Below are 12,362 nucleotides of genomic sequence, written 5' to 3' on the forward strand. Positions count from 1 at the left end.
ACCAATTTTAGGGTTTTAAATCAATAGAAAATATGTTAGAATGTAGAGTAATTAAAATCAAACAAGCTAAATAAGATAAGGAAATTGAAGATACAGGTGGTACTATGAGAGAACGGATCAACAGGCTGGCAAAGGGCATCATTGATTCAGAGATTCCAAAGATTAAGGTGACACCGTGGGAAATTGATGATGTGGTTCGTTCCGGCGGAGCCACCAGGCGGGAGCTTGTCGTTACCAGTGAGAATAATTTACATATAAAAGGACTTGCTTATTCGTCAAATTTCCGTGTCAGACTCATAAGCGGAGCGTTTGGCGGAACATATAACCATCTGGTCTATGAGATAAACAGTAGTTACCTGGAAGATGGAGATGTGATTAAGGGCTCTTTTTATCTGGTTACCAATGGCGGCGAGAGAGAAGTCCCTTATTCTTTTTGCGTGGAACTGAGCACATCAGGAAAAGCGCTGAGTGATTTAAAGACAGCAGAGGATTTTGCAGATACGGCTAAAAAAGATATGGATACGGCTCTTCGTTTGTTTGAGTACCGGGATTTTGCCACGGCTCCCTTTATGCAGGACCTTCATGTAAGGGCAATTTACGACGGGTTAAAGGGGAGGCCTGACAGAAGAAAGGAACTGGAAGAGTTTCTGACCGCTTTAAAGGTAAAAAAGCCAGTCCAGTTATGGGCAGAAACCGAGGAGCGGAGATTTGGAGAACTGGAGGAAGCTGTAACGGACTGGGTGATCATAAAGCGCAGTGACTGGGGCTATGTGAACCTGGAAGTTACAACGGACTGTTATTTTATAGAGCTGCCAAAGAAAAGCATCGGAGAGCAGGACTTTGAAGAAGAGGAATGCAGGGTCCCCTTTTTGGTCCATCCGGAACGCATGCATCAGGGAGAGAATTCCGGTAGGATTCTCATAACAGGAATTGAAGACCGTTTTGTCATCCCTGTTATGGCGGTCAATAACCCCGGAGGAGGGGTATCCGCAGAAGACGCTTTTGCAAAAGAAGCCTTGAGCCGGTTTTTACGGCTTCGCATGGAAGAAGAGTACGGGCAGAAGGATGTAAATATTTTATATGAAGAGATGGGAAAGGCCCTTGATGAGATTGAACTGATGAAGGGCGAAAGCGGCCTTCTTAAGCTGCTCCGGACTGAGATATTCCTTGGACAGGGAAATCCATCCAAAGCGGCGCTGCTCCTTGACGAGTGCAGGGATGAAATCCTTAAGGACCGCCAGGAAAAAAGGGAGCTTTACTGTTATTACCAGTATCTGCGTTTAAAGGTGCAGCCGGACGAGTACCAGAAGGAATCCTTAATCCGTCTCATGAAAAAATATCTGGAAGAAGATAGAAGACTCTTCTGGCTTTTTTTGCTGCTTATGAAATTGGATGACAGATTGATTGAGAATATGCCCGCATTGTTAGCCATGATGAAAAAGCAGTTTCAGATGGGCGTCAGAAGCCCGTTTTTCTATGTATGGGGCTGCAAGGTGCTGAACGGTTCACCGGAGATCATAAGGTCCATGGGTTCCATGGAACTCCAGATCCTTTATCATTGCGCCGGAAAAGGGATTGTAGATCAAAAGCTGGCTGTGACCGTATCCAGACTTACCTTAACGGCAAAGCATTTTAACCGTCTCCAATACCGGATGCTGATCAAGCTTTATGAAGAGCATCCCATAAAAGAGGTGCTTGAGGCGATCTGTGCCTTGTTAATCAAAGGAGAATGCCGCATGGCGGAAGCCTTTTCCTGGTACGAAAAAGGGGTAAAGGCAGGGATCAGCCTGACGCGGCTTTATGAATATTATTTGTATGCTCTGCCGGGAAATTACTGCTATCTCCTCCCAAAGGAAGTGCTTCTTTATTTTTCCTACGGAGGAAATGAACTGGATCTCCACAGCAGGGCGGTCCTTTATAAGAATGTTCTGGTTTATTTAGAACCGACCGACCCTCTGTATCAGGCCTATGAGCGGACGATCGAGAAATTTGCTACGGAGCAGCTGTTTGAATCACGGATTGACAAGCAGCTGGCCGGGATTTATGAGCGGATGATACTAAAGGATGTGATCGATCTTCCTATGGCAAAGGTGCTGCCCTCCATACTCCGGTCCTACCGGGTGGAATGCAGCAATAAAAAGATGAAGTATGTCATTGTATGCTATGAGGAAATGACAGAGGAGGATGCCTTCCTTCTTGATGATGGTGTCTCCTATGTACCCTTGTTTTCAGAGCACAGCATATTGCTTTTCCAGGATGCCTTTGGCAACCGGTATGCCAACATTCCCTATGAGAAAGAACCTGTTATGGACCGTCCGGAACTGGAAGCGCGCTGCTTTGAACTATATCCGGAGCATTCCATGCTCCGGCTTCGGGCATGTGAACGGATTCTGGCGGACGGGGCTTCAGATATAGAAGAGGTGAAGATTTTAGAAGACACGCTGGAGGATAAAAAGCTGCGGCCTCTTTATCAGAAGCTTCTCCTTTCCAAAGTCATCGAGTTTTACAGCAGGCAGGTCTCTGACGGCAGGGAAGGAGATGAAGGAGCCGGGTATCTGGTTAAGCTGGATAAAAAGGTCCTTTCCAAGGAGGAACGGATAAACGTCTGTGACACGCTCATCCATAACAACCACATGGAAGAGGCGTTCTTAATGATCCGGGAATTCGGAAGCGAAGGAACCCGGACAGAGCGGCTTTATGAACTGTGTACGAAAATGATACTTAAGAACTTATTTGATGAGGATCCTTTGCTTTTGCATCTGGCTTACGATGTTTTTAGGGAAGGAAAAAGTGACGGCGTGATCCTTGACTACTTGTGCGAGCATTTTAACGGGTTAACGAGCCAGATGTATCAGGTGCTTATGAAGGGCGTTTCCGAGCATGTGGAAACGTATGATCTGGAAGAACGCCTGACGGCTCAGATGATGTTTTCCGGATGCAGCTCAAAACTTGACAAGGTGTTTGGACTTTACCGGAGCCGCAAAGAAACCGGTGACATGATCGTGAAGGCTTATTTTACCATGAAGTGCACAGAATACTTTATGGAGGATAAGGAGCCGGAGGAAAAGGTTTTCGCTTATCTGGAAGGAACGGTCCAGGCAGCATCTGTAAAAGGCCGTCTCCCCACCATTTATTTGCTGGCCATAACAAAGTATTATTCGAAACTTCCAGCGCTTGATGAAGAGCAGCAGAAGCTGTGCCGGAATACGGTTTCCTTCCTGTTAGAAGAAGGTCTTGTGTTCCCGTATTATAAGGATCTGTCAAAATATATTCCCATGCCGGAGGATATTATGGATAAAGCCATGATCCAGTACTGTGGGGACCGGGATTCCAAGGTGGAATTGCAGGTCAGGATTCTTCCGGATGAAGAAGAGTTTCACAGTGAGGATATTTCCCGGATGTACCAGGGCGTTTTCGTCAAGCAGAAGATATTGTTTGAAGGCGAGATCATGGAATACCGGGTGAGAGAGCTGATCGAGGAAGCGTGGGTTCTAAAAAAAGAGGGCAGTGTAAGCTGCGATACCGGAGTCTCCCGGAAGGCTTCGGACAGCAAGTTTGCCTGTTTGAATGATATGAGCCTGTCCTTAAGCTTAAAGGATGAAAACGGGCTCAAAAATCGGATGCAGGAGTATTTAAAAAAGAATGCTGCTGCAGAAGAATTATTTCCACTGATGTAAGATAAGGGGGCTGTCAATGGACGGACTGATAATAGGGCTTGACCTTTGCGATGCCTATACCCGCATATGCTGCCATGACAGGGAAAAATCATGGTGCTTTCCTACAGTGATCTGCAGGAAAAAGGATGAAGATGCCTGGTTTGTAGGAGAAGAGGCTTATGCCTATACTCTTGTAGGCGAGGGCATTATAATAGACAAGCTGATAAAAATGGTTAGGAAAGAAGGAACCGCCACTCTGGGCGGAATCAAATACGAAGGTCTTGACCTTTTAAAGATGTTTTTAAAGAAGATATTAAAGCTTCCCATGGAAGAGTTTTTCTGCGATGAGGTGAAACAGCTGGTGATCACCATGCAGAAGGTGGATGTAAAGCTGATGGATGCCCTTATGTATTGTGCGGACTACTTGGAGATTCCAAGAGAACGTGTGCACATTATCAGCCATACGGAAAGCTTTGTATACTATACCCTCAGCCAGAAAAAAGAGGTTTGGAGCAATCAGGTAGGTGTGTTTGACTTATCCGAGGACTCTTTTCACTATCATGAGCTTAAGGTACAGAGAGGCCTTCGGAAGATGGTGGTGATTGCGGAGGATGAGGCTTTGGAAGAAAGTTTTAATCTGGATATTTTAGACACGCCTTCCGGAGGAAAGCTGGCGGATAAAATCTTAAGCTCCTGCGCGGACAGGCTTCTGCAGAAGAAGTTATTTTCATCCGTATTTCTGACAGGAAAGGGCTTTGAGCGCCATGACTGGGCGGGAGATTCCATGAAGATACTCTGTTCCCGCCGGAAGGTCTATATGGAACCGGAGCTGTTTGCCAGAGGTGCGGCTTTTAAGGGAATGGATTATCTGCAGGATAAGACCTCTTATCCCTTTACCTGCATCTGTGAGGGGCGGCTTCATTCCACCATTTCCATGAAGGTGCTCCATAAGGAACGGGAAAGCCAGCTGGTAGTAGCTGCAGCCGGGGATAACTGGTATGAAGCAAAGAGCAGCGTGGATTTAATCCTGGATCATCAGGATTACGTGGAATTCATGGTAACGCCCATGGATCCAAAGCAGAAACGGCTGGTGAAGATCCCGCTGGAAGGATTTCCGGACCGGATGGACAGAACGATCCGGATAGGGATCAGCTTTGGGTTTTTGGATGAAAAAACTATGGCAGTGGTACTAAAAGACAAGGGTTTTGGTGAAATATTCCCGGCCACGGAGGCCGTGTTAAGGCAAGAGGTTATGCTATGAGTATGATTCTTTGCCGGCAGGAGCCGGTTAAACATCCTTTTTATTTTGAAGGCCTGGGAATCCGCCTGTTTTCATCCCAGGAGCTTTGCTATGTGATTTATAATAATCCTCTTCTGGTCATGGATCAATTTATGGATAATAACCTGATCCAGTTTATCAGAGAGGATCTGGATATGGGGTTCCTGGCTGCAAAGCTGGAAAAATGGCAGCAAAGCGGCGAGGAAACGGATGAGCTTCTTGCCATGATCCTTCACGAATGCGATTACTATACTGCTTCTGAGGTCGGACGGTTCCGGCAGAATCTGGCCACTTACCGCCGGATGCCTGTCCAGGAGTTTTTAAAGGCAAAGGCGGATTACCTGTTTTCCAGAAAGCAATATGGAAAGGCTGAATCAGAATACCGTAAGATCTTAGATCTTCCAAAGGGTAACCGTGGAGATGATGCCTTCCGGGCTAAAATATATAATAATCTGGGAGCAGCTTATGCCAGGCTGTTTATGACGGACAAAGCCTGCCAGGCTTACCAGAAATCCTTTGATCTGGTGAAAAATGCCGAGATTTTAAAAAGAATATGCCATCTGGCCCAGTGGAATCCGGGTCTGGTGTTAAATGAGCGTTTTCAGGCTCTCATTACAGATGAAATGAGGCAGGAATGCGAGATAGAAAAAGAAAAGGCGGAAGCACTGGCGGTTCAGGCAGACAGCCTGAAAGAACTTGAACGGCTGTTTCAAAAGGACCCAATCAAGCGTCTTCAAGGAGCCGGAGAGCTTATCCAAAAGTGGAAACAGGAATACCGGAATATTATGTCTTGACAAATCCGTAAAAAGACACTATCATTACAAGGTATAAGAAAACACCCAATGGATATACCTATATGCCCAAAAAGAATGGGCAGGAATAAGGAAAAGGTAGAGAAGAAGAGGAGTACGCTTAAAACCCTGAAAGAGAAAACCGTTCATCGGCTGAAAGACGGTTAAGGAAGTGTATGCGGAAGGTAGCTTCAGAACCGGAAGGCTGAAATTTAAGATTCAGTAAGCTTTCACGCGTGGCTGCGTTAGAGGCTATGTGAGATATGACAGGCTCTGTCATATGAATAAAGGTGGTACCGCGTTAATTCGCCCTTTGCATCCTGACGATGCAGAGGGCTTTTTTTATTTGTAGGAAGCTACGTCCTATGAATTTAAAACTCTTTGTTCTACGGCAATCACATGGAAGCAAGGATCGGCCGCCCATGGGCATATTTTTAAGCCCTGAATATAAGGCGGTCAGCAGGAAGGAGAAAATGATGAAAGAATTGGAGAAGACCTATAATCCGGCAGGGATTGAAGGCAAACTTTATGAAAAATGGCTGAATAAGAAGTATTTTCATGCAGAACCAAACAAGGATAAAAAGCCCTTTACCATTGTAATGCCGCCTCCTAATATTACAGGGCAGCTTCACATGGGGCATGCCTTAGACAATGCCATGCAGGATATTTTGATCCGCTTTAAGAGGATGCAAGGCTACGAGGCCCTGTGGCAGCCAGGTACGGATCATGCGGCCATTGCAACGGAAGTAAAGGTCATTGAGAGCTTAAAGAAGCAGGGGCTCGACAAGGAGGAACTGGGCAGGGACGGTTTCCTGGAGAAATGCTGGGACTGGAGAAAAGAATACGGCGGACGGATCATCAACCAGCTTCATAAGCTGGGATCCTCTGCCGATTGGGACAGAGAGCGTTTTACCATGGATGAAGGCTGTTCAGCAGCTGTTCAGGAAGTTTTTATTAGGCTCTATGAAAAAGGTTATATTTATAAAGGCTCCCGTATCGTAAACTGGTGTCCGGTTTGCCAGACCTCCATTTCTGATGCGGAAGTGCTGCATGAGGACCAGAGCGGCTTCTTCTGGCATATCAATTATCCCATCGTAGGAGAAGAAGGCAGGTTTGTGGAGATTGCAACCACCAGGCCGGAAACCCTTCTTGGAGATACTGCGGTGGCAGTTAACCCGGAAGATGAGCGCTATCAGGACCTTCTGGGAAAGATGTTAGAGCTTCCGCTTACAGGCCGCGAGATACCGGTGGTAGCAGATTCCTATGTAGATAAGGAATTCGGAACCGGTTGTGTGAAAATAACACCGGCCCACGACCCCAATGACTTTGAGGTGGGAAAGAGGCACAGCCTTCCTGAAATCAACGTCATGAATGACGATGCTACCATCAACCTTCCCGGCAGCAAATATCATGGTATGGAACGTTATGAGGCCAGAAAAGCCATTGTGAAAGACCTTGAGGAGCTGGGCCTTCTGGTAAAGGTGACTCCCCATACCCATGCGGTAGGAACCCATGACCGCTGTAAGACCACCGTAGAGCCTTTGGTTAAGCAGCAGTGGTTTGTTAAGATGGAAGAGATGGCAAAGCCGGCAATTGAGGCTTTAAAAACAGGAGAACTGAAATTCGTTCCGGAGAGATTTGATAAGACTTATCTTCACTGGCTTGATAATATCCGTGACTGGTGTATTTCCAGACAGCTTTGGTGGGGACATCGCATCCCGGCGTATTATTGTGACCAGTGCGGGGAGATCATCGTGTCAAAAGAAGTTCCCACAGTATGTTCTAAATGCGGAGGAACCCATCTGACTCAGGATGAAGATACCCTTGACACCTGGTTTTCCTCTGCGCTCTGGCCTTTCTCCACCTTAGGCTGGCCGGAGGAAACAGAGGACTTAAAATACTTCTACCCAACGGATGTGCTGGTTACAGGCTATGACATTATCTTCTTCTGGGTAATCCGCATGGTATTTTCCGGAATCGAGCAGACCGGAAAGCTTCCTTTCCATACGGTGCTGATGCACGGTCTGGTAAGGGATTCGGAAGGCCGCAAGATGAGCAAATCCTTAGGAAACGGAATCGATCCTCTGGAGGTTATCGAAAAATACGGGGCTGATGCCCTGCGAATGACTCTGATCACCGGAAATGCGCCCGGCAATGACATGCGTTTCTACTGGGAGCGCGTGGAGGCAAGCAGGAACTTTGCCAATAAAGTTTGGAATGCTTCCCGTTTCATTATGATGAATATTGAGAGAGCACCGGATGCAAAGGCAGAGCTTTCGGAACTTACCATTGCGGACAAATGGATCCTTTCCAAGGTAAACACCCTTACAAAGGATGTAACAGAAAACTTAGATAAATATGAGTTGGGAATCGCCCTTCAAAAGGTTTATGACTTTATCTGGGAAGAATTCTGCGATTGGTATATCGAGATGGTGAAACCAAGGCTGTGGGACGATCAGGATCAGACAAAGGCGGCGGCCATCTGGACGCTGAAAACCGTGCTGATCAACTCCTTAAAGCTTCTTCATCCTTATATGCCGTTCCTCACCGAGGAAATCTTCTGCAATCTTCAGGACGAAGAGGAGTCCATTATGATTTCCAACTGGCCGGAGTACAAGGAGGCATGGAGCTTTGAAACCGAGGAGCATGCGGTTGAAACCATTAAGGAAGCTGTAAGAGCGATCCGGAATGTACGTACCTCCATGAATGTTCCGCCTAGCAGAAAAGCGAAGGTTTATGTTGTTTCTGAGAATCAGGAGATTCTTGATATCTTTGAACACAGCAAGGTATTTTTCGCTACGCTGGGTTATGCCGGTGAAGTATATTTACAGAAGGATAAAAAGGGCATAGCAGACGATGCCGTATCTGCGGTCATTCATCAGGCTGTTATCTACATGCCTTTTGCTGAACTGGTGGATATTGAAAAAGAAATAGAACGGTTAAAGAAGGAAGAAGAGCGCTTAAGCAAGGAGCTGGCCCGTGTTGAGGGCATGCTTAACAACGAAAAGTTCGTAAGCAAGGCTCCGGCAGCTAAGATTGAAGAGGAAAAAGCTAAGCTTGAGAAATATGCTCAGATGATGGATCAGGTAAAGGAGAGACTTTCTCAGCTCTCTTAAATCCCTATCTTGGAAAATCGACAATCTTAAATAGAATGTGAAAAACAGTCGAACATGGCAGAAAATGCTGTGACCGGCTGTTTTTTGTTGCGCAGCCATGGGAGAAAGCGCCTTTTTTGATTTTTGTCCATTTGTCAGGAAGAGAGGAGGAAGGGGTAAAAGGGGAACATGTGGTCTGTAAGAATCTGTCGGCAAATGCCGTGGCAGGATGGAAAAAGGCGATAAAAAATTGGAATCATCCCCATGGTTTTGACAAATTCTGAATGGCTTACTGGCTATAATGTTCGTACAGGGCGGGAGGTGAAAGCGGCGACGGAAATAAACCTGTATATTGATGTGTTGTTCTTAACTAATTTTGCCATGGATTTCCTTGTATTATCCATTGTAAGACGGGGGATGAAGTATCGTCTCATATGGTGGAGAATGATTCTTGGGGCTATTTTGGGGGCAGCTTGGGCTGTGTTTGCTGCCGCTTTTCCATTTTTACCCCTGTGGCTTGAGATGGTTATAACCTATCTGGCGGTGAGTACCCTGATGGTGATGACGGCTTTCGACGTAAAAAGACCAAGGGAAATAGGGAAAGCAGTATGTGCTCTTTATCTGGCTGCAGTTACAACAGCAGGCATAATGGATGCCCTATATCAGCATACGAAGGCCGGCTATTATATAGAACAGATTCTTAGAGGAAATGGTCAGGAAGCCATACCCTTTTACCGGTTGATTTTTATTGCAGCGGGTACTTACTTTGGAATCCGCTGCTTTCTGCGGCAGATTTCCGCCATGCTAAAGGGAAAGAACAATTTTTATGAAGTTACCATGCATTACAGAGGAAAGAAAAAGGTAGTAACGGCTCTGCTTGATACAGGAAACAGACTGTATGAACCAGTAAGCCGTCGGGCCGTCCATGTTGTGACTTATGAGGCTGTCCGGGAGCTTTGCGAAAGTGTGTCGGAGGTCGTCTACATTCCCTACGGTAGTGTTGGGAAAAGTGACGGTATGCTGCCCGGAATCTTTTTGGATGAGATGGAGGTACGTCAAGGGGATGAAGTGAAGGTGATTGAAAGGCCTCTGGTGGCCGTATGCAAAAAGACATTATCCGTAAATGGAGAATATCAGATGCTGCTGCATGAAGAGTGAGTGAACGAAGTAAAGGAGAGAGTATCAATGATTATAAAAGTATCCGTACCAAACCGTTTCCAGTTTAAGGCAATTCCAACATTTAAAACATTGATGATGCCGTCACAGGGGGAGGTTCATTACATAGGAGGAGCTGATATTCTTCCTCCGCCTCTGGACAATGAAAAAGAAGCACAGATTATTGCGCTTCTTGGCAGTGATGATGATCAGAGAGCAAAATCAGAGTTAATTGAACATAATCTCCGTCTTGTGGTATACATAGCGAAGAAGTTTGATAATACCAGTGTTGGGGTGGAGGATTTAATTTCCATAGGTACCATTGGACTCATTAAGGCCATCAATACGTTTAATCCAAATAAAAACATTAAATTGGCCACCTATGCCTCCCGCTGCATTGAAAATGAAATACTTATGTACCTGCGACGGAATAACAAGACCAAGATGGAGGTTTCCATTGACGAGCCCTTGAACGTGGATTGGGATGGGAACGAGCTCCTTTTATCAGATATTCTCGGGACCGAAGAGGACGTCATCTATAAGGATTTAGAAACCGAAGTGGAACGGAACCTTTTAAATACTGCCATCAGCCGATTAAGCCCAAGGGAGAGAAAGATCGTGGAGCTGCGGTTTGGACTCACAGATGAAGAAGGAGAGGAAATGACCCAGAAGGAAGTTGCGGATCTACTGGGGATCTCCCAGTCCTATATATCCAGGCTGGAAAAGAAGATTATGAAGAGGCTAAAAAAAGAAATTGTGCGGTTTGAGTAACAGCTATGGCTGAAAAAAGGGAAGACTTTAAAGAGTCTTTCCTTTTTTTGTTAATAATGAAACTTTTTTGCGTTATAATACGTCTAATAGATAGAACCCCAGAGAGGAGGAAGAAATGAAACAAAAGATTGAAGAAGAGGCAGAACGAATACTTTTGAAAAATTATGAATCTTATTACCGGCTTGCGTACAGCTATGTGAAAAATGAACAGGATGCCCTGGATATTGTTCAGGAGAGTGCATACCGGGTAATTAAGGAATGCAGGAGACTGAGAGAAGAAACCTATTTGTCGACCTGGATTCACCGGATTGTCATAAATGCATCCATTGACTTTATCAGGAAGCAGAAAAAGGAAAGCGTGAGCTTTGATGAGGTGGAGATTCCCCATGAAGACAGCTATAAGGAAGATGATCCTCTGGAGCTTTTAAGTTCTTTAGAGGAAAAGGACCGTACAATCGTGGTCTTAAAATATATGGAGGAATGGAAACTGGAAGAAATAGCTGAAATTCTGGAAATGAACGTGAGTACTGTCAAGGCAAGGCTTTACCGGGCGCTGAAGAAACTAAAGATTTTACTGGAACCGGAGGTTACTTAGGATAGGAAGGAGCAGTTATTATGGAACACAGTGATGAGGAAAAATTGTTAAGGATGAAAGATAGATATCATAATATTCCTGTGCCGGAGGCTGCCCGTGTAAGTATGGCGGCAGGAATTGAGAGAGCAAAAAAAGAAAAGAGGAGAATTCAGATGATGAAAATGACAAAAAGATCAGGAATAACAGCAGCAGCTGCAATGGCAGCGATTATAATTATGGCAAATGCCAGCCCGGTTACTGCCAATGCAATGGAAGAAATTCCGGTTTTAGGCGCAATTGCAAAGGTTGTCACATTCCGTACCTTTGAGGACGCTAATAATCATTATGAGGCTAAAATAGATATACCAAAGGTCTCCATCAATGAGAAGGATAATGAAAAGGTTAACCGTTCCATTGAAGAGTATGCCAATCAGCTGATTGCGGAATATGAAAAGCAGGTAGCCGGAGACCAGGCAGGCGACGGCCACTATTCCGTGACTTCCAGCTATGATGTTGTGACAGACAATGATCAGTATCTTTCCCTGAGGATCAATACAACGGTTGTCATGGCCAGCGGAGCGGAGTATGTAAAGATCTTTACCATTGATAAGGAAACCGGAAATGTGGTGTCTTTAAAGGATCTGATGAAGGATAAGGCAGACTACATTACTGCTATCAGTGATAACATCAAAAAACAGATGGAAGAACAAATGGCTGCGGATGATTCCAAGATGTACTTTTATAATACGGGAGAGGATTACGTGGATGAATTCAAGCAGATTACCGGGGATGAAAGCTTTTACTTGAATAAGAATGGAGAAATCGTGATCGTATTTGACGAATATGAAGTGGCGCCGGGATACATGGGTGCAGTGGAGTTCACCATACCAAAAGCTGTAACCGGATTTTAAGCGGGAGTTTAACTTGCAGTACCAAACATTTTGACTTAAATATAGGGATGCTGTACAATGACGCGAAATCTTTATGATTTCCTATCATTGGGCAGCATCCCCTTTGCCTGCCTGTCGCCGGAAGCTCCGG

Annotated in this window: 8 protein-coding genes and 1 other annotated feature; all 8 genes read left to right on the forward strand. The window is 45.4% G+C overall.

All coding sequences use genetic code 11. The features are described from left to right. The first annotated feature begins 104 nt into the window (after nt 1-104). The 8 genes from RT269_RS02370 (at nt 105) to RT269_RS02405 (ending at nt 12,232) form a co-directional block, all read left to right on the forward strand. On the forward strand, nt 105-3,677 hold the full coding sequence (locus RT269_RS02370) for a DUF5717 family protein (RefSeq protein WP_313180396.1): 3,573 nt from the start codon (nt 105-107) through the stop codon (nt 3,675-3,677). Between the two features lie 16 nt (nt 3,678-3,693). Beyond that, the gene (locus RT269_RS02375) at nt 3,694-4,917 is read left to right on the forward strand and encodes a DUF5716 family protein (RefSeq protein ID WP_313180397.1); all 1,224 of its coding nucleotides are present in this window, start codon (nt 3,694-3,696) and stop codon (nt 4,915-4,917) included. Continuing rightward, nucleotides 4,914-5,729: a hypothetical protein gene (locus RT269_RS02380; protein ID WP_313180398.1), complete on the forward strand. Its 816-nt coding sequence runs from the start codon at nt 4,914-4,916 to the stop codon at nt 5,727-5,729. Before RT269_RS02375 ends, RT269_RS02380 begins: the two co-directional genes overlap by 4 nt. 90 nt (nt 5,730-5,819) lie before the next feature. Then, nucleotides 5,820-6,043, forward strand: a binding site (T-box leader). A gap of 159 nt (nt 6,044-6,202) precedes the next feature. Continuing rightward, nucleotides 6,203-8,842 (forward strand): valine--tRNA ligase, encoded by a 2,640-nt coding sequence (locus tag RT269_RS02385; RefSeq protein WP_313180459.1) that lies wholly within the window; start codon nt 6,203-6,205, stop codon nt 8,840-8,842. A gap of 243 nt (nt 8,843-9,085) precedes the next feature. Then, on the forward strand, nt 9,086-9,979 hold the full coding sequence (locus RT269_RS02390; protein WP_313180399.1) for a sigma-E processing peptidase SpoIIGA: 894 nt from the start codon (nt 9,086-9,088) through the stop codon (nt 9,977-9,979). 27 nt (nt 9,980-10,006) lie between these two features. Continuing rightward, nucleotides 10,007-10,747 carry an RNA polymerase sporulation sigma factor SigE gene (gene sigE / locus RT269_RS02395; protein WP_025233516.1) on the forward strand — a complete coding sequence of 247 codons (741 nt, stop codon included), beginning with the start codon at nt 10,007-10,009 and terminating at the stop codon, nt 10,745-10,747. Between the two features lie 115 nt (nt 10,748-10,862). Then, on the forward strand, nt 10,863-11,342 hold the full coding sequence (locus RT269_RS02400; RefSeq protein ID WP_313180400.1) for an RNA polymerase sigma factor: 480 nt from the start codon (nt 10,863-10,865) through the stop codon (nt 11,340-11,342). A 20-nt stretch (nt 11,343-11,362) separates the two neighbouring features. After that, nucleotides 11,363-12,232 carry a DUF3298 and DUF4163 domain-containing protein gene (locus RT269_RS02405; protein WP_313180401.1) on the forward strand — a complete coding sequence of 290 codons (870 nt, stop codon included), beginning with the start codon at nt 11,363-11,365 and terminating at the stop codon, nt 12,230-12,232. Nucleotides 12,233-12,362: the final 130 nt, after the last annotated feature.

The organism is Lacrimispora sp., assembly GCF_032078915.1.
Taxonomy (GTDB): domain Bacteria; phylum Bacillota; class Clostridia; order Lachnospirales; family Lachnospiraceae; genus Lacrimispora.